The following is a 16,868-nucleotide window of genomic DNA, read 5'->3' as shown; positions in this document are numbered from 1 at the left end:
GCATCCTCGACCCATGGCTGACGAGTTCCCCGCCGAGCGGCACGTGTACGGCAACGTCGACGCCCCGGTCACGATCCTGGAGTTCGGCGACCTCGAGTGCCCCTACTGCCGGGCGGCCGCCGCCCCGCTCAAGGACTTGGTGGACACCTCCGACGGTCGCGTGCGGCTGGTGTGGCGGCACTTCCCGCTGTTCGAGGTGCACCCGTACGCGCTGTCGGCGGCGCTCGCGGCAGAGGCGGCCGGGCGGCACGGCAGGTTCTGGGAGATGCACGACGCGCTGCTGGTCGACCAGTCGCGGCTCAGCGAGCCGGACCTGCGGCGCGCCGCGGAGGCCCTCGGCGTCGACCCGGCGGAGGTCGTCGGCGAGCGGGCCCAGGCGCTCGCCCCGGCCGTCCAGGGCGACTACGCGGCCGGTGTGGCGCTGGGCGTGCGGGGAACGCCGGCCATCTACGTCAACGGTGAGTACTTCCGCGGCAAGGTCACGCTGGAGCGGCTGCGGGAGGCGGTGGACGCGGCGTGAGCGTGCTGCGGACCGCGATGGTCACGGGTGCGGGGCGGGGGATCGGCCGCGGGATCGCGATCGGTCTCGCCGCCGCGGGCTACCGGCTCGCGCTGGTCGGGCGGACGCGGTCGAACCTGGACGCCGTGGCCGAGGAGCTCGGCGGGTCCGTCTTCGTCGCGACCGCCGACCTGATCGACCCGACCGAGGTCGACGACGCGGTCGCCCGGGCCGAGGACGAGCTGGGCGGCCTGGGGCTGCTGGTCAACAACGCGGGCGTCATCGAGCGCGAGGCCACCGACTTCGTCGGCGACGACGTCGAGGACACCTGGCGCGTGATCGAGGCGAACGTCCGCGGTCCGCTGCTCGTCACCCACGCCGTGCTGCCGGGGATGCTCGCCCGGGGGAGCGGCCGGGTGGTCAACCTCAACTCCGGTGCCGGGCACCGCGCGATGACCGAGTACACCGGGTATGCGATCAGCAAGGGCGCGCTCGCGCGGTTCACCACGCAGCTCGACGCGCAGTACCGCGATCGCGGCCTGCGCGTGCTCGACCTGGCACCCGGGCACGTCCAGACGCAGATGACGACGTCCATGCCGATGCATGCGGGGCGCACGAGCTGGACGCCGATCGAGGCCGTGGCGGAGCTGGTGCGCGCCTTCGGCGACGGAGAGCTCGACGCCCTGTCGGGCCGGTTCGTGCGCGCCGGCACGGACACCGTCGAGTCCCTGCGGGCCGCGACCGCGCAGATCCTCGCCACGGACGCGCGCACGCTGAGCCTGGGCAGCTACGGCGCCGACGACCGGGTCGGCTAGGCCGCTGCGCGCTGGACCGACCGGCCGGCACCCGGCACGATCGAGCGATGGACACCTCGCCCATCCGCCACGAGCTCGTCCTGCCGGTCACCCCCCGCGAGGCGTTCGACGCCTACGTCCAGGACATCGCCCAGTGGTGGGACCCCGCCTACTCACCGAGTGCCGACGACTATCGCGGCATGACGATCGAGCCGCGCGTCGGTGGGCGCGTGTTCATCGACGACGCCGCGCGGGGTGAGGTCGTCTGGGGTCACGTGCTCGCCATCGCCGCGGGCGCGATCGTCGTGCACACCCTCGCGATCGGCCCGGACGTCGACCACCCGAGCCGGATCAGCGCACAGTTCGTGCCGCTCGACGAGGGCGGCACCCGGTTCGAGTTCGAGCACGGCGGTTGGACGCCGGAGAACGCCGCCGAGCGAGCCCGCTTCCGCGACTGGCCGCGGATCCTCGACCGCTACGCGTCCTTCGTCGCGTCCCGCCCGAAGCCGTAGCCCGCCGGTGCCTACGTCGCCGGAGCCGTCCACGGGAGCGGCGGGAGGGCGGGCGGGGGACCGTCGCCCGCGGGGGAGCACAGGGGCAGCTTCTCGCCCAGCCAGCGCAGCAGGATCGAGCCGAGCACCGCGGCGGTCAGCGATCCGGCGAGGATGCCGATCTTGGCGGTGTCGAGCATCTCGGGCTGGTCGGAGAACGCCAGCTCGGCGATGAACAACGAGATCGTGAACCCGATGCCCGCCAGCACGGCGCCGCCGAGCAGGTGGCCCCAGCGCACGCGCCCGGGCAGCTCGCCGAGGCCGAACCGCAGAGCGATCGTCGAGGCACCGGTGATGCCGACCGCGTTGCCGAGCACGAGCGCGACCGCGATGCCGATGGCCAGGCGGGAGTGGGCCGCGGCGGTCAGGGAGTCGGTGGTCAGCACGATGCCCGCGTTGGCCAGCCCGAACAGCGGCACGACGACGAACGCGCTCCACGGGTGCAGGATGCGCTGCAGCCGGTCGTTCGTCGGCACCGCGGCACGGGCAGCCAGCTCGGCCAGGTGCTCGCGCTCGGCGGTGGTGTCCTCGATCAGGTCGCGGCCGTAACCGGCGACGGCCTCGACGTCCTCGCGCCCCGGGGGTCGCGCCGGTACGAGCAGCCCGACGATCACGCCGGCCAGGGTGGCGTGCACGCCCGACGCCTGCACGGCGAACCACAGGGCCAGCCCGGCGATCACGTAGGGCGCCAGCTGCCAGACCTTGAGCCAGCGCATGACGAGCACGCCCAGCACGATCGCCGCGGCAAGGGCCAGCGCCTTGCCGTCGATGTCGCGCGTGTAGAAGATCGACATCACGGTGATCGCACCGATGTCGTCGACGATCGCGAGCGTGAGCAGGAACAGGCGCAGGCGGTCGGGGCACTTTGGCCCGAACAGAGCGAGGATGCCGACGAGGAACGCGGTGTCGGTCGACATCACGACGCCCCAGCCGTGGGCCGCGTCGGTGCCGCCGTTGAACGCCAGGTAGATCAGGACGGGGACGAGCAGGCCGCCGAGCGCGCCGAGCGCCGGCACCGCGACGGTCCGCTTGTCACGCAGGTCGCCGGTGGTTGCCTCCCGGCTGATCTCGAGCCCGACGACCGCGAAGAAGATCGCCATCGCGGCGTCGTTGACCCACCCGTGCAGGTCGAGGTCCACGCCCCAGGTCCCGACATGGAACCCGGCCGTCGTCGACCAGAAGGACGCGTAGGAGTCGGACCACGGGGAGTTCGCCCAGATCAGCGCGACGATCGTGGCCGCGAGCAGGTAGACGGCACTGCCGGCCTCGTTGGTGAGGAAGTCCTTGACGGTCGGCTGCAGCCCGGGCAGCGAGACCCGCAGGGCGGGCCCGGGGGACGTGGAGGTCGCCGACATGCGCACCAAACTCGCAGGTCGGCGGCCCGTGCGCAACGCGGCTCAGAAGTGCTTCTCAGGGTCGCCCCGCAGCTCTGCGACGTGGTCGGGGACGTAGGTGGACATCTCGCGCGGTGGCCGCACGTAGCCCGTCGACGCCGGCGGCCGGTCCGGGAGGACGACCTTCTCGTGGGCGACCTCGGTGTACGGGATGGTCGACAGCAGGTGGTTGATCATGTTGATCCGCGCGTGCTTCTTGATGTCCGACTCGACCACGAACCACGGGCTCGCGGGCACGTCGGTGTGCACGAGCATCTCGTCCTTGGCGCGCGAGTATCCCTCCCACCGAGTGATGGACTCCAGGTCCATCGGGCTCAGCTTCCACTGCCGCACCGGGTCGTCCATGCGCGACCGGAACCGGCGCAGCTGCTCCGTGTCGGACACCGAGAACCAGTACTTGCGCAGCAGGATGCCGTCCTCGATGAGCATCTCCTCGAAGATCGGCGTCTGGCGCATGAACCGGCTGTACTCCCGGGGCGTGCAGAAGCCCATGACCTTCTCGACGCCCGCGCGGTTGTACCAGGACCGGTCGAAGAGCACGATCTCGCCGGCCGCGGGCAGGTGTGCCACGTAGCGCTGGTAGTACCACTGGGTCTTGTCGCGCTCCGTGGGCGTCGGCAGCGCGGCGATGCGTGCGACGCGGGGGGAGAGGTACTCCGTGATCCGCTTGATCGTGCCGCCCTTGCCGGCGGCGTCGCGTCCCTCGAAGATCACGACGATCCGCGCCCCGGTCGCCCTGGTCCACTGCTGCACCTTCACCAGCTCGGCCTGGAGGCGGAAGATCTCGGCCTCGTAGACCTTGTTGGGGATCTTGTCCTTGTGCTTCTTGTCCGATTTCTTCGCCATGACCAGACGGTAGCGGCCCCGCGGATCGCGCGGATGACAATGTGGCAACGATCCTCATCTGCGGATTCGTCACGTCTCGACCGCCGCAGACGCGGCACTAGAGTCACCCTGTGACCACCTATCGCATCAGTGAAGCAGCCGAGCTGCTGGGGGTGAGCGACGACACCGTCCGGCGGTGGGTCGACGCGGGCTCCCTGACCGTGTCCGACGACGACGCAGGGCGGAGCGTGATCGACGGCGTGAACCTCGCAGCGCTGGCCGTCGAGCGGGCTCACACCCCGGACGACCCGGCGGCGGGCACCAGCTCCGCCCGCAACCGGTTCCCCGGGCTCGTCACCGCGATCCTGACCGACACGGTCATGGCGCAGGTCGAGCTGCAGGCCGGCCCGTTCCGGCTGGTCTCGCTGATGTCGAGCGAGGCCGTCCGCGAGCTCGGCCTGGAGGTCGGCTCCCGGGCGACGGCCGTCGTCAAGGCCACCACCGTCCTCGTCGAGACCCCGCGGGCCCAGCGATGAGGGCCGGGATGAAGGTGCGCGCGCTGGTCGTCGCGTCCGGCCTGCTGCTCGGTCTGGCGGCGTGCGCGAGCGACAACACGCCGGCCTCGACCCCGACCCCGACCCCGACCGTCTCTGCCACCCCCGCGCTGACCGGCGAGCTGACGGTCTTCGCGGCCGCGTCGCTGCAGGGCACGTTCGACGCCATCCTCAAGGAGTTCGCCGCCGAGAACCCGGGCGTCACGGTCAACCCGGCTACCTACGACGGCTCGTCCACCCTGGCCACCCAGCTCGTCGGCGGCGCGTCCGCCGACGTGTTCGCCTCGGCCGACGAGAAGAACATGCAGACCGTGACCGCCGCTGGCCTCGTGGACGGCACGCCGACGATCTTCACGACGAACACGCTCGAGATCGTCGTGCCGGCGGGCAACCCCAAGAACATCACGAGCCTGCAGGACCTCGGGACGCTCTCGGACGCCGGGGGCAAGGTCGTCATCTGCGCCGCCGAGGTGCCGTGCGGGTCGGCGGCCCACAAGGTGCTCGACACGGCGGGTGTCGGCGTGACGCCGGCCAGCAACGAGCAGAACGTCAAGGCGGTGCTGGCCAAGGTGCAGGCCGGCGAGGCGGACGCGGGTCTCGTCTACAAGACCGACGTGCAGGCGGCCGGTGACACGGTCGAGGGCGTGGAGTTCCCGGAGTCGTCCGCAGCCGTGAACACGTACCCGATCGCCGTGCTGACCGAGCCGCTGCCTCGCAAGAACAGCGCCGAGGTCGCCCAGGCGTTCGTCGACCTCGTGCTCGGACCCAAGGGCCAGGCGATCCTCAAGGACGCGGGGTTCGTCGCGCCGTGAGTGCATCGGCCGTGTCCCGTGACGCGGCTCCCGGTGTGCCCGGGTTCCTCTGGCTCCCCGCGGCCCTCGCCGTCGGTCTGCTGGTGCTCCCGGTCGTCGCGCTGTTCGTACGCGCCGACTGGGGCACGCTGCCGTCCGACGTGACGTCCCCGGAGGCGCTCCAGGCCCTGTGGCTCTCGCTGGTGACGTCGGTGGCCGCGACGGTCTTCTGCGTGCTGCTCGGCGTGCCTCTCGCGGTGGTGCTCTCGCGGGCGCGCGGCTGGACCGCCGACGTGCTGCGCGCCCTGGTGACGCTGCCGCTCGTGCTCCCGCCCACCGTCGGCGGCATCGCGCTGCTCTTCCTGCTCGGCAGGCGCGGGCTGATCGGGCAGTCGTTGGACACGTGGTTCGGCCTCACGATCCCGTTCACGACGACGGCCGTGGTGATCGCGCAGACGTTCGTGGCGATGCCGTTCCTCGTGCTGGGCGTCGAGGGGTCGCTGCGGACATCGGGCACCCGCTACGAGACGGTCGCCGCAAGCCTGGGCGCCGGCCGGTGGACGGTCATGCGCCGGATCACGCTCCCGCTCGTCCGGCCCGGGCTGGTCAGCGGGGTGGTGCTCTGCTTCGCCCGTGCGCTCGGCGAGTTCGGCGCGACCGCCCTGTTCGCGGGCAACTCCCCGGGCACCACGCAGACCATGCCGCTGGCCATCTACTCGGCGTTCAACGGCGCCGGCGTGTCCGAGGGGACCGCCGTGGCGCTCTCGCTGCTGCTGGTGGTGGCCGCCGTCGCCGTCCTGCTCGCGGCGCGTGCCTGGCGGCCGGGGCGGGCGGCGTGACGACGGGTCTGTCGGCCGAGGTGCACCTCGTGCGCGGCGCCTTCGAGCTCTCCGTCGCCCTGGAGGCAGCCCCCGGTGAGGTGGTGGCCGTGCTCGGCCCCAACGGTGCCGGCAAGTCGACCTTGCTCGCCGTCCTCGCGGGCCACCTGCGGCCGGCGTCGGGGACGGTGCGCATCGGCGATCGCACACTCACGGGGACCGGCGTCGCCGTGCGCCCCGAGCGGCGGTCCGTGGGGCTGCTCGGGCAGGATCCGTTGGTGTTCCCGCACCTGTCCGCGCGCGATAACGTCGCGTTCGGGCCGCGGTCCGCAGGCGCTTCCGCCCGGGCCTCGCGCGCGACCGCCGACGAGTGGCTCGCGTCCGTCGGCCTCGCCGGGCTCGAGGACCGCCGCCCCGCCGAGCTGTCGGGCGGACAGCGGCAGCGCGTCGCCCTGGCCCGAGCGCTCGCGGCGCGCCCGTCGGTGCTCCTGCTCGACGAGCCGTTCGCGCAGCTCGACGTCCGCACCGCGGCCGAGCTGCGCGACCTCGTCCGCGACCAGGTCCGCCGCACCCGCACCGCGACCGTCCTGGTCACCCACGACGTCCTCGACGCCGTCGCTCTGGCCGATCGCGTCGTGATCCTGCATGACGGTTCCGTGGTCGAGCAGGGTCCCCCGCTCGACGTGCTGACCGACCCCGTCCACTCGTTCACGGCCGCGCTGGCGGGCGTGAACCTCGTCGTCGGCACGATCGTCGTGCGACCCGACGGGTCCGCCGCGCTGGTGGGGCCGGACGGCGTCGAGGTGCCGTGCGTCGGCGCGCCCGGACCCGCGCAGGTGACGTTCGGGCCGTCGGCCGTCGTGCTGGGGGGACCCGACGGGTGGCCTGCGCACGTGATCGACCTCGAACCAGGCGTCACGGGCGTGCGCGTGCGGACCACCGGCGACGTCGTCGTCGACCTCCCGCCCGCCGAGGTCGCCCGCCTGGACCTGCGCGTCGGTGCGGCTGTCCGGCTGAGCGTCCCGGCACCGCTGGTGCGGGTCCGTCGGCTCCCCTGACAGAGGCGTCGAGAGGTCGGGCTTCGACGACCGCGCACGTGGGCTACCGTTCGCGACGTGGACGTCTTCCGTTGCCCTCGGTGCGCAACCATCGCCTTCATCGAGACCACCGCCTGCGGCGCGTGCGGGATGGAGATGGGGGTCCACCCGCCGTCGCTGACCATGCGGGCGGCGCCCGAGCAGGGCACGGACGTCGCGGGCACGTGGTGGTTCCCGTGCACCAACCGCGACTGGGGGTGCAACTGGCTCGCGGCGGCCGACTCGGGCTCCGGCAGGTGCCTGGCGTGCCGGCTCATCCGGACGCGACCCGACAACGACGACACGCTGGCGCTCGAGAAGCTCGCCTCCGCGTCGGCGGACGAGCGTCGGCTGCTCGTCCACCTGGCCGATCTCGGGCTGCCGGTGACGCGGTGGTTCGAGGAGGACGGCGGTCTCGGCTTCGACCTGCTCTCCTCGCGCTCGTCCGGCGCCCGAGTCGGGATCGGTCACGCGAACGGCATCATCACGATCGACCTGGCCGAGTCGCTCGACGAGCACCGCGAGGCGCTGCGCATCAGCCTCGACGAGCCGTACCGCACCATGCTCGGCCACTTCCGCCACGAGGTCGGCCACTACTACGAGCTGATCCTCGTCGAGCGGACGGACTGGATCGACGAGTGCCGCACCATCTTCGGCGACGAGCGGGCCTCCTACCGGGACGCCATCGCCCGCCACTACCGGGAGGGCGCGCCCCGGGACTGGGCCGAGAGCTACATCTCGCAGTACGCCACGATGCATCCGTGGGAGGACTTCGCCGAGTGCTTCGCGCACTACCTGCACATCACCCGCACGCTGGTCACCGCCGCAGCGGGGAACCTGTCGGTCCGGATGGAGGGCGTGGCGGCCGTGCCTGACGGCGTGATCACCCCGCGCACCGGCTACGCGGACGCGACCATGGACGAGATCCTGCGTGACTGGCTGCCGCTGGCGACGTTCTTCAACCGCGTCAACCGCGCGATGGGCAAGCACGACCTGTACCCGTTCTCGATCCCCGAGCCGGTGGCCCGCAAGCTCGACTTCGTGCACCGCGTCGTGATGGCCTCGCGGGTGGAGCGCCCGCTGGGCTGATGAGCGGGGCGCCCGCGCTCAGCTGACCGTCACGTGGACGGAGTCGTAGCCGGTCGCGCCGTCGGGCACCTCGCCCTGGACGGCGCCCGTCTGCGGTCCCTGCGGGTCGAAGGCGCGCACGTACAGCTTGTGGTCGCCCGGCGACGCGTCCCAGCTCCAGGTCCACTGCCGCCACGAGTCGATGCCACCGTCGGCGGCGAGGGTGGCGTCGTTCCAGGCGCCGTCGTCCACCCGCACCTGGACGCCCTTCACGCCGCGGTGCTGCGCCCATGACGTCCCGGCGACGACGACCGAACCTGCCGGCACGGTCGTGCTGGACCGGGGCACGTCGATGCGGGACTGCGTCTTGACCGGGCCCTGCGGCGACCAGCCCCGCTTGGTCCAGTACGACTGCGCGTCGGCGAAGCGCGTGACCTCCAGGTCGGTCACCCACTTGGTCGCGGACACGTACCCGTAGAGCCCGGGGACCACCATGCGCACCGGGAAGCCGTGCTCGAACGGCAGCGGCTGGCCGTCCATCGCGATCGCGAGCAGGGCGTCGCGCCCGTCCATGAGCACGGTCAGCGGGGTGCCCGCCGTGAAGCCGTCGACGCTGGTGGACAGGACCATGTCGGCATCGCCGGTCGGCTTCGCCCTCTCCAGCAGCCCCTTGATCGGCAGGCCCAGCCACTTCTGGTTGCTGATGAGGTCCCCGCCGACGGGGTTGGACACGCACGCCAGCGTCACGTAGGCCTCGACGAGGTCGGAGGCCAGCAGCTCGTCCCAGCTGAGCGTCACCTCCTTCTCGACCATCCCGTGCAGGCGCAGGCTCCACGACGTCGGGTCGACGTGCGGGATGGTCAGCGCGGTGTCGATCCGGTAGAAGTCGCCCGCCGGCGTCAGCCAGGGCTCGACGCCCTGGACGCCCACGTCGACGCCGGTCGGGACGGGGGCCGCCGGCGTGGTGGCCTTCGGGATGACGAGGTGGTCGCGGGCGCTCTGGGCACCGCGGGCGGCGGCCCCGAGCGACCGGCCGACGAACAGGGCCACGGCGCCGAGCGCCCCGGCGATCAGCGAGGCGCGCAGGAAGTCGCGCCGTTCCAGGGCGGCCTTGCGCTTCGAGGAGGTCGGCAGCGGGATGCGTCGGACCAGCAACCGCAGGGTGAACAGGCCCGCGACCGTGCCCAGGACGCTCGGCAGCCCGGCGAACGACCCCGCGTCGGGCCGGCCGATCGCGGCGAGGGCGGAGGCGGCGCCGAGGAGGACGACGAGCGTCGCGCCCCACGCCCACCGGCGCGCGGCCAGCACACCGGCGAGGGCGGCCAGCGCCAGCAGGATCACCACCTCGGTGATCCCGAGCACGAGCTTGTCGTTGGTGCCGAAGTTCGTCGTCGCGAACTGCTTGAGCCACTGCGGCGTCGCATCGACGAACGCCGACCCGACCGCGACGAGCGGGTCGGACGTCGGCCCGGTCAGGAACGCGACCAGCGCGCCCACGCCGATCGTCACCACCCCGGCGACGAGCCCCGCGGCAGCCGCCAGACCGGTCTCCCGACGTCCCGCCATCCCTGACCGCCTCCTCGCCGACTGAATCCTCAGGCGACTCTGCCTCGTGGACGGTCGAATGTCGTCACCCGAGGCCGTTTCGTCAGGCAAGGATCACAAAACTCACAGGTTCCACCCGTCTGACGCCTGCTCGAGGAACGTGCGCAGCTGGGCGACGATCGATTCGGTCAGATCCCGCAAGCTTGCCGTGGTGACGTAACCGTCCCAGTCGCCGACGACGATCACCCGCTGGTTCAGGAGGAAGATCCACGCCTCCTCGATCTCAGCCATGTTGTCTTGGGCGTTGCGGGAACTCATTGCGACAGCCGCGGTGCCAGCTCCGCTCCAGACGACCACGACCGTCTCGTCATCGGTCGAGTGCGCTCGCAGCGCCTGGACGAGCTCGGCCGCGATCTCGAGGCTCGTGTCGAACGGCCCGGTACGGCTCAGGAACGGGTACGTGTCCCAGTCGATCTCGTTCGACGTCCACGACCTCGACGGGACCCCCTGCAGCGCGTACCGCAGGAAGTCGAGCTCCTGGTCGTCGGTGAGCACGACGACGTCGCCCTTCGACATGCCCGGGCCGTCGAGCACGAACGACGGTAGCCCGGCCCATCGACCAGACTCGTGCCTTGGCATCTGTGCCATGTCAGAGGGCGGGCGAGCCGAGCGCGGCGGGTACGTGGGCGCCGTGGCCGAGCTTGACGAGGGCCGAGCGGACGCGCTCGGCGGCCTCGTCCAAGGCGGCGGCCGGCAGGTCCGGGCGGGCGTTGCGGAACGTCAGGCTCGCCTCGTCCCAGGCGGGCAGCACGTGCACGTGCAGGTGCGGTACCTCGAACCCGGCGACGAGCAGGGCGGCACGAGGTGCGTCCCAGGCGCGCTGCTGGGCCCGCCCGATCGTCCGCGCGACGAGCACCAGGTGGGCCAGCACGTCGTCGGGGGCCTCGGTGAGCTGCAGGATCTCGGCGCGCGGGACCACGAGCACATGCCCGTCGGTGATGGGCGCGATGGTGCCGAACGCGACGACGACCTCGTCGGCCCACACGAACCGACCAGGGATGTCGCCGTCGATGATCTTGGTGAACAGGGTGGCCATGGGGCCACGCTAGACGCGTTCGTCGGCGAGCCTGCCCAGCGCCAGCACGGTGTTCCAGTTGCGGGCGGTGCCCACCCGGCCGGCGGCCCGCGACAGCACGTCGATGGTTAGCTTGGAGCGGCCCTGGCCGTCCGGGTAGTAGGCGTAGGTCTCGCGTGCGGCCCAGGCCACGGTCTCCCGGCCGTACCGCGTGGGGTCGAAGTCGTGGGCGGCCGCGGTCACGGGTCCGTCCCAGAAGACGGCCACGAGGTGGGCGGGGTCGTCGGCCGCCTGCTTCGTGAACGGCAAGCCGGAGACGACCGCGGACCAGTCCTCGAGCGAGCGTGCGATCACCGGGACGTCGAAGCCGAGCCGGTCGGCGAGCGCCGCGGACAGCTCGGCCGCCACGTCCGAGACGCCGGCGGCGGGCACGAGCACCAGGTTCCCGCTGTTCGCGTAGGTGGCCACGGCGGTGTGCCCGAGCGACGACGCCACGTCCTTCAGCTGGGCGGACGTGACCGTGCGTCCGCCGACGTTCACGGCGCGCAGCAGCGCGATCACCGGGCTCATGGCCACAGCAAACCTCACAGCCGCCCTCGGCAACCAGTGCGTGAAAGGTTCCGCACGCGCAACCGGGGGCACAGGTCGACGGAAACACGGCCTCCCTAGCGTCGGGGCCGTACCCGCCACCCACTCCCGGAGGTCCTCATGGCGACAACGCTCGCGACCGCCGACGCCGTCGACACGAGTACGGCGTCCGTCCCGTCCGCTATCGCGGCACCGCTCACCGTCCGACCCGGCCGCTGGATCGACGGCTGGAACCCGCAGGACGCCGCCCAGTGGGCGTCCGTCGGCAAGACCGTCGCCCGACGGAACCTGAGCCTGTCGATCGTCGCGGAGTTCCTCGGGTTCGCCGTCTGGGCCCTCTGGAGCATCGTCGTGCCGCAGCTGGCCGGCGCCGGGTTCGTGCTGAGCGTCGACCAGACCTTCTGGCTGATCGCCGTGCCGAGCCTCGTCGGTGCCACACTGCGGATCCCGTACACGTTCGCGGTGCCCCTGTTCGGAGGACGCAACTGGACGATCGTCTCGGCCCTCCTCCTCCTGATCCCGACGATCGGGCTCGGCATCGTCGTGCAGCACCCGTCCTGGGGCTTCGGGGCGTTGCTCGCGGTCGCCGCTCTGGCCGGCGTCGGTGGTGGCAACTTCGCGTCGTCGATGGCCAACATCTCGTTCTTCTACCCGGAGGCGGAGAAGGGCCGCGCTCTCGGCCTGAACGCCGCGGGCGGCAACCTCGGCACCGCAGCGGTGCAGTTCGCCGTGCCGCTGGTGATCGTGGGCACCGCGGGGATGCAGCTGCAGCGCGCCGGGTTCATGTTCGTGCCGCTGGTCCTGGTGGCCGCGGTCCTGGCCTGGCGCCGCATGGACAACCTGTCGAACGCCCGGTCGGACCCGCGCTCGTACGGCGTCGCGGCCCGGTCGCGGAACACCTGGATCATCGCGTTCCTCTACATCGGCACGTTCGGCTCGTTCATCGGGTTCTCCGGCGCCTTCCCGACGCTGCTCAAGGGGCAGTTCCCCGACGTGACCATCTCCATCGCGTTCGCCGGGGCGCTCGTCGGCTCGCTGGCCCGTCCGCTCGGCGGCATCCTGGCCGACCGGCTCGGCGGCGCTCGGGTGACCATCGCGGCGTTCGCGATCATGGGGATCGGCGTGGTCTGCGCGATCTTCTCGCTGCGGGCCCACTCGTTCGGCGCGTTCCTCGCCTCGTTCCTCGTGCTCTTCACCGCGACCGGCGCCGGCAACGGCTCGGTCTACCGGATGATCCCCGCCGTGTTCCGGTTCGGCGCGACCGACGACGAGGACCGCGCCCGCCGCGTCAAGGCGGCCGCCGGGTGCCTCGGCATCGCCGGGGCGATCGGAGCCTTCGGCGGGTTCCTGGTGCCGCGCGGCTTCGCGGTCTCGACCGCGCTGACCGGCAACATCCAGGCGGCGCTCTGGGCCGTCGTCGGGTTCTACCTGGTCATGGGCCTGACCACCTGGGCCGTCTACCAGCGCCGCGCCGGCCGGTACGGCACGACGGTCATCTGAGTGTCCGTCGTCGATCAGCTGCCGGCACCGGCCGCGGGGGCTCCCGCGGCCGGTGCCCGCACGCACTGTCCCTACTGCGCGCTGCAGTGCGCCCAGACCCTGAGCACCGGCGACGACGGGACGGTGACCGCCACGGCACGGCAGTTCCCGACCAACAAGGGCGGCATGTGCCAGAAGGGCTGGACCAGCCCGACCCTGCTGCGCTCGACGGAGCGGCTGACCACGCCCCTCGTCCGCGACGCCGCCGGGGGGCTGCAGCCCGCGTCCTGGGGCGAGGCCCTGGAGCTCGTCGCGACGACCCTCGCGCGGCTGCGGCACGAGCACGGCCCGCAGTCGGTCGCCGTGTTCGGCGGTGGCGGCCTGACCAACGAGAAGGCCTACGCGCTGGGCAAGTTCGCCCGGACCGTGCTGGCCACGCCGAACATCGACTACAACGGCCGGTTCTGCATGGCCTCGGCGGCCGCGGGGGCCAACCGGACCCTGGGTCTGGACCGGGGGCTGCCGTTCCCCCTCGAGGACCTCGGTGGCGCCCAGGCCATCATGCTGCTGGGGTCCAACCTCGCCGAGACCATGCCGCCGTCGGTGCAGCACCTCGCACGCACGCGGGCGGCGGGCGGCGTGATCGTCGTCGACCCCCGACGCTCGGCCACCGCCGAGCTCGCCGCCGACGGGCAGGGCGTGCACGTGCAGCCCGTGCCCGGGACCGACCTCGCGTTCCTGCTGGGCGTCGCGCACATCGTCCTGGCGGAGGACCTGGCCGACACGGACTACCTCGAGTCGCGGACCAGCGGTCTCGACGACATGCGTCGGTCGCTGGCCCTCTGGTGGCCCGAGCGGACCGAACAGGTGACCGGGGTGCCCGTCGCCACCCTGCGCCGCGTCGCCTTCCTGCTCGCCGGCGCCTCGCCGTCGCGCGGTGGGACCGGCGCCTACATCCTGACCGGGCGCGGGGTGGAGCAGAGCACCCAGGGCACCGATACCGTCACCGCCGCGATCACCCTCGCGCTGCTGCTCGGGCTCCCGGGGCGCGTCGGCTCCGGGTACGGCGCGATCACCGGGCAGGGGAACGGGCAGGGCGGTCGCGAGCACGGGCAGAAGGCCGACCAGCTGCCGGGCTACCGCTCGATCGAGGACGACGCGGCCCGCGCCCACGTCGCGGGCGTGTGGGGCGTCGATCCCGCGGACCTGCCGCGCACCGGGATGCCCGCGATCCGGCTCCTGCAGTCGCTGGGCACCCCGGACGGACCCCGCGCACTGCTCGTGCACGGGTCGAACGTGCTGGTCAGTGCGCCGGACGCCGACTCGGTGCGGCGACGGCTGCGGGACCTGGAGCTGCTCGTCGTCTGCGACTTCCTGCCCTCGGAGACAGCCCTGGCCGCGGACGTCGTCCTCCCGGTCACGCAGTGGGCCGAGGAGGAGGGCACGATGACCTCGTTGGAGGGTCGGGTGATCCGCCGGCGCCGGGTGGTGCACCCGCCGCCCGGCGTGCGCAGCGAGCTCGACATCCTCGCGGACCTCGCGCAGCGGCTGGGCTCGCCGGTGCACTTCGACACCGATCCTGCCCTGGTGTTCGACGAGCTCGCGCGGGCGTCGGCGGGCGGCCGTGCGGACTACGCAGGGCTCTCGCACGCGCGCCTCGACACGGAGGAGCCGCTCTTCTGGCCGGTGCCGTCGGCGGACCACCCCGGCACGCCGCGGATGTTCCTGGACCGCTTCCCGATGCCGCAGGGGCGCGCGCGGCTGATCCCCGTCGACCACCGCGGCCCGAGCGACGACCTGCGTGCCGACGCCCCGGTGTTCCTGATCACCGGCCGGCTGCTCGCGCACTACCAGTCCGGAGCGCAGACGCGACGGGTGCCCGAGCTCGTCCGGACCGCCCCGAGCCCGTACGTCGAGATCCACCCGCTCCTGGCCGAGCGGTACGGGATCGCCGACGACGACCTCGTGCAGCTGGAGACGGGGCGCGGCCGCGGGGTGGTCCGCGCGCGGCTCACCGAGTCGATCCGCACCGACACCGTGTTCCTGCCGTTCCACTGGAGCGGCACCAGCAGCGCCAACCGCCTCACCACGGACGCGGTCGATCCCATCTCCGGGATGCCCGAGTTCAAGGTCTGCGCCGTGGCGGTCAGCCGCTGGGCCGGCTCGCCCGACGTGCTGCTGGACCAGAACCTGCTGGGCTCGTCATGACGCGCGTGGTGGTCGTCGGGCACGGGATGGTGGGCGCGCGCTTCGTCGACGACCTGCACGCACGCGACGCCCGCAAGGCGTTCTCGACCGTGGTCCTCGGCGCCGAGGAGTACGAGCCGTACAACCGGGTCCTGCTGTCCGAGGTCGTCGCCGGGAAGCTCGAGGTCGCGGCGATCACCCTGCCGCGCGCCCAGCACAAGGCCGAGGTCCTGCTGGGCACGGTCGCGGTGTGCATCGACCGGACGGCGCGGACGGTCACCGACCAGGCCGGTGAGCAGCACCCGTACGACCTGCTCGTGCTGGCCACGGGCGCGCGCGCCCGAGTGCCGGACCTGTTCGGGCGCCGCGGTGCGGACGACCTGCCCGCCGGCGCGCACGCCCTGCGGACCCTGGACGACGCCCGCGAGATCGTCGCGGCCACGGTCAACGCGCGGCGCGCGGTGGTGGTCGGCGGGGGTGTGCTCGGCCTGGAGGTCGCCTGCGGGCTCGCCGGCCGCGGCGTGCACGTGACGGTCGTGCACGGTGGTCCGCACCTGATGGACCGCCAGCTCGACGCGACCGCCGCGGCCGTCGTCACCGGGCGGCTCACCGGTCTCGGCGTCTCGGTACGCGTGTCGGCGCGCACCGAGGAGGCCATCGTGCGCGGCGGCCGGGTCACCGGGGTCCGGCTCGAGGCGGGGGAGACCCTGCCCGCCGACCTGCTGGTGCTCACCGCCGGGACGGTCGCGGAGGTCGACCTGGCGCAGCGGGCGGGTCTGGACGTGGCCCGGGGGATCGTCGTCGGCGACGACCTGGCCACGCTCGCGGACCCGCGCGTGTGCGCCATCGGCGACTGCGCCCAGCCGCCCGAGGGTGGCACCGGCCTCATCGCGCAGGGCTGGGACCAGGCCCGCCGCCTGGCGACCAGGCTCACGGACTCGGGGCAGCACGAGTCGCTGCCGACGATCGGGACCGACGTGATCAAGGTCAAGGGTGCCGGGCTCGACGTCGTGACGATGGGCGTCTGCGGGAGGCCGCGGGGGGAGGCTGCGCCCGGCCGGCGGGTCAGCCTGAGCGACCCGGACGGGGGTCGGCACGTCGAGGTCGTCGTCCGCGACGGCCGCGTGGTCGGTGCCACGTGCGTCGGAGCCGGACCGGTCGCGGCCGACCTGGTCGCCGCCTACACGCGGGGCACGCCCGCGCCGCTCGACCCCGCCCAGCTGCTCCTGCGGCCCGTCGCGGGCTCCGCCGCACCCGCGGCCACACCGGTCAAGATGCCCGACCGTGCGGTGGTGTGCCGCTGCAACGGCGTCACCAAGGGCGACATCGTGGGCTGCTGGCGGCACGGTTCGCGGTCGGTCGAGGAGGTCGCCGCCGCGACCCGCGCGACGACCGGGTGCGGCGGCTGCAAGGACGCCGTCTGCGGCATCGTCGACTGGCTCCAGCAGACCGACCCCGACCAGCCGGCGCCGGTGCGCGAGCGGGTGTCGACGCCGTAGCCGCCACCTCACACCGGGCGCCCGCGCGGTGTGCGGGAAAGGTTCCGCCGGGGTAACGGCGCCGCACCCACGGCGCAACACCGGCTCCCTAGCGTTGGAGATGCCCCAGCCCCCCGACCGACGGA

At 72.9% G+C, this 16,868-nt stretch carries 17 protein-coding genes; 11 read left to right on the top strand and 6 right to left on the bottom strand.

Going from position 1 to position 16,868, the window contains the following annotated elements; translation table 11 throughout:
- The first annotated feature begins 13 nt into the window (after window positions 1-13).
- The 3 genes from ACPPVS_RS13875 to ACPPVS_RS13865 are packed head-to-tail and all read left to right on the top strand — an operon-like array spanning window position 14 to window position 1,805.
- A complete protein-coding gene (locus tag ACPPVS_RS13875) occupies window positions 14-520 on the top strand; it encodes a DsbA family protein (RefSeq protein WP_426592840.1) in 507 nt (168 codons plus the stop codon).
- Complete coding sequence (locus ACPPVS_RS13870) at window positions 517-1,314, top strand: SDR family NAD(P)-dependent oxidoreductase (protein WP_426592839.1); 798 nt, start codon at window positions 517-519, stop codon at window positions 1,312-1,314. The genes ACPPVS_RS13875 and ACPPVS_RS13870 overlap by 4 nt, the downstream gene beginning before the upstream one ends.
- A gap of 47 nt (window positions 1,315-1,361) precedes the next feature.
- Window positions 1,362-1,805, top strand: a complete 444-nt coding sequence (locus ACPPVS_RS13865; RefSeq protein ID WP_426592838.1) for an SRPBCC domain-containing protein — start codon at window positions 1,362-1,364, stop codon at window positions 1,803-1,805.
- 11 nt (window positions 1,806-1,816) lie between these two features.
- Here the strand turns inward: ACPPVS_RS13865 and nhaA are convergent, their stop codons facing one another.
- Window positions 1,817-3,199: a Na+/H+ antiporter NhaA gene (gene nhaA / locus ACPPVS_RS13860; RefSeq protein WP_426592837.1), complete on the bottom strand. Its 1,383-nt coding sequence runs from the start codon at window positions 3,197-3,199 to the stop codon at window positions 1,817-1,819.
- Between the two features lie 42 nt (window positions 3,200-3,241).
- Window positions 3,242-4,084 (bottom strand): polyphosphate kinase 2, encoded by an 843-nt coding sequence (ppk2, locus tag ACPPVS_RS13855; RefSeq protein WP_426592836.1) that lies wholly within the window; start codon window positions 4,082-4,084, stop codon window positions 3,242-3,244.
- Between the two features lie 110 nt (window positions 4,085-4,194).
- On the opposite strand from ppk2, the gene ACPPVS_RS13850 reads away from it, so the two are divergent.
- The 5 genes from ACPPVS_RS13850 to ACPPVS_RS13830 are packed head-to-tail and all read left to right on the top strand — an operon-like array spanning window position 4,195 to window position 8,391.
- Entirely contained in the window at window positions 4,195-4,599 is a 405-nt protein-coding gene (locus ACPPVS_RS13850; protein WP_426592835.1) for a TOBE domain-containing protein, read from the top strand.
- An 8-nt stretch (window positions 4,600-4,607) separates the two neighbouring features.
- The gene (modA, locus tag ACPPVS_RS13845; RefSeq protein WP_426592834.1) at window positions 4,608-5,429 is read left to right on the top strand and encodes a molybdate ABC transporter substrate-binding protein; all 822 of its coding nucleotides are present in this window, start codon (window positions 4,608-4,610) and stop codon (window positions 5,427-5,429) included.
- Complete coding sequence (locus tag ACPPVS_RS13840) at window positions 5,426-6,247, top strand: ABC transporter permease (RefSeq protein WP_426592833.1); 822 nt, start codon at window positions 5,426-5,428, stop codon at window positions 6,245-6,247. The genes modA and ACPPVS_RS13840 overlap by 4 nt, the downstream gene beginning before the upstream one ends.
- On the top strand, window positions 6,244-7,284 hold the full coding sequence (locus ACPPVS_RS13835) for a sulfate/molybdate ABC transporter ATP-binding protein (protein ID WP_426592832.1): 1,041 nt from the start codon (window positions 6,244-6,246) through the stop codon (window positions 7,282-7,284). Before ACPPVS_RS13840 ends, ACPPVS_RS13835 begins: the two co-directional genes overlap by 4 nt.
- 57 nt (window positions 7,285-7,341) lie before the next feature.
- On the top strand, window positions 7,342-8,391 hold the full coding sequence (locus ACPPVS_RS13830; RefSeq protein ID WP_426592831.1) for a zinc-binding metallopeptidase family protein: 1,050 nt from the start codon (window positions 7,342-7,344) through the stop codon (window positions 8,389-8,391).
- A gap of 18 nt (window positions 8,392-8,409) precedes the next feature.
- On the opposite strand, the gene ACPPVS_RS13825 is transcribed toward ACPPVS_RS13830, so the two are convergent.
- The 4 genes from ACPPVS_RS13825 to ACPPVS_RS13810 form a co-directional block, all read right to left on the bottom strand.
- Entirely contained in the window at window positions 8,410-9,936 is a 1,527-nt protein-coding gene (locus ACPPVS_RS13825; protein ID WP_426592830.1) for a molybdopterin-dependent oxidoreductase, read from the bottom strand.
- 102 nt (window positions 9,937-10,038) lie between these two features.
- Window positions 10,039-10,509, bottom strand: coding sequence for a hypothetical protein (locus tag ACPPVS_RS13820; protein ID WP_426592829.1), 471 nt, complete (start codon window positions 10,507-10,509; stop codon window positions 10,039-10,041).
- A gap of 55 nt (window positions 10,510-10,564) precedes the next feature.
- Window positions 10,565-11,011 (bottom strand): HIT family protein, encoded by a 447-nt coding sequence (locus ACPPVS_RS13815; protein ID WP_426592828.1) that lies wholly within the window; start codon window positions 11,009-11,011, stop codon window positions 10,565-10,567.
- A 9-nt stretch (window positions 11,012-11,020) separates the two neighbouring features.
- Entirely contained in the window at window positions 11,021-11,560 is a 540-nt protein-coding gene (locus ACPPVS_RS13810) for a DUF1697 domain-containing protein (protein ID WP_426592827.1), read from the bottom strand.
- A gap of 138 nt (window positions 11,561-11,698) precedes the next feature.
- Between ACPPVS_RS13810 and ACPPVS_RS13805 the strand changes: the two genes are divergently transcribed.
- From ACPPVS_RS13805 to ACPPVS_RS13795, 3 genes are read left to right on the top strand one after another with little or no spacing between them, the layout of a single operon-like run.
- Window positions 11,699-13,078 (top strand): MFS transporter, encoded by a 1,380-nt coding sequence (locus ACPPVS_RS13805; RefSeq protein WP_426592826.1) that lies wholly within the window; start codon window positions 11,699-11,701, stop codon window positions 13,076-13,078.
- Window positions 13,079-15,265, top strand: coding sequence for a molybdopterin oxidoreductase family protein (locus ACPPVS_RS13800; RefSeq protein WP_426592825.1), 2,187 nt, complete (start codon window positions 13,079-13,081; stop codon window positions 15,263-15,265).
- Complete coding sequence (locus tag ACPPVS_RS13795) at window positions 15,262-16,743, top strand: FAD-dependent oxidoreductase (RefSeq protein WP_426592824.1); 1,482 nt, start codon at window positions 15,262-15,264, stop codon at window positions 16,741-16,743. The genes ACPPVS_RS13800 and ACPPVS_RS13795 overlap by 4 nt, the downstream gene beginning before the upstream one ends.
- The last annotated feature ends 125 nt before the right edge of the window (window positions 16,744-16,868 follow it).

Source organism: Cellulomonas sp. McL0617, from assembly GCF_049994875.1.
Taxonomy (GTDB): Bacteria; Actinomycetota; Actinomycetes; order Actinomycetales; family Cellulomonadaceae; genus Cellulomonas.
This window is presented reverse-complemented; position numbering and strand designations above follow the sequence as displayed.

Excerpts from the sequence above, each read along its gene's own strand:
- ACPPVS_RS13875 (WP_426592840.1), top strand. The coding sequence starts at position 14 with ATGGCTGACGAGTTCCCCGCCGAGCGGCACGTGTACGGCAACGTCGAC.
- ACPPVS_RS13865 (WP_426592838.1), top strand. The coding sequence starts at position 1,362 with ATGGACACCTCGCCCATCCGCCACGAGCTCGTCCTGCCGGTCACCCCC.
- nhaA (WP_426592837.1), bottom strand. The coding sequence starts at position 3,199 with ATGTCGGCGACCTCCACGTCCCCCGGGCCCGCCCTGCGGGTCTCGCTG.
- ppk2 (WP_426592836.1), bottom strand. The coding sequence starts at position 4,084 with ATGGCGAAGAAATCGGACAAGAAGCACAAGGACAAGATCCCCAACAAG.
- modA (WP_426592834.1), top strand. The coding sequence starts at position 4,608 with ATGAAGGTGCGCGCGCTGGTCGTCGCGTCCGGCCTGCTGCTCGGTCTG.
- ACPPVS_RS13825 (WP_426592830.1), bottom strand. The coding sequence starts at position 9,936 with ATGGCGGGACGTCGGGAGACCGGTCTGGCGGCTGCCGCGGGGCTCGTC.
- ACPPVS_RS13815 (WP_426592828.1), bottom strand. The coding sequence starts at position 11,011 with ATGGCCACCCTGTTCACCAAGATCATCGACGGCGACATCCCTGGTCGG.
- ACPPVS_RS13810 (WP_426592827.1), bottom strand. The coding sequence starts at position 11,560 with ATGAGCCCGGTGATCGCGCTGCTGCGCGCCGTGAACGTCGGCGGACGC.
- ACPPVS_RS13805 (WP_426592826.1), top strand. The coding sequence starts at position 11,699 with ATGGCGACAACGCTCGCGACCGCCGACGCCGTCGACACGAGTACGGCG.
- ACPPVS_RS13795 (WP_426592824.1), top strand. The coding sequence starts at position 15,262 with ATGACGCGCGTGGTGGTCGTCGGGCACGGGATGGTGGGCGCGCGCTTC.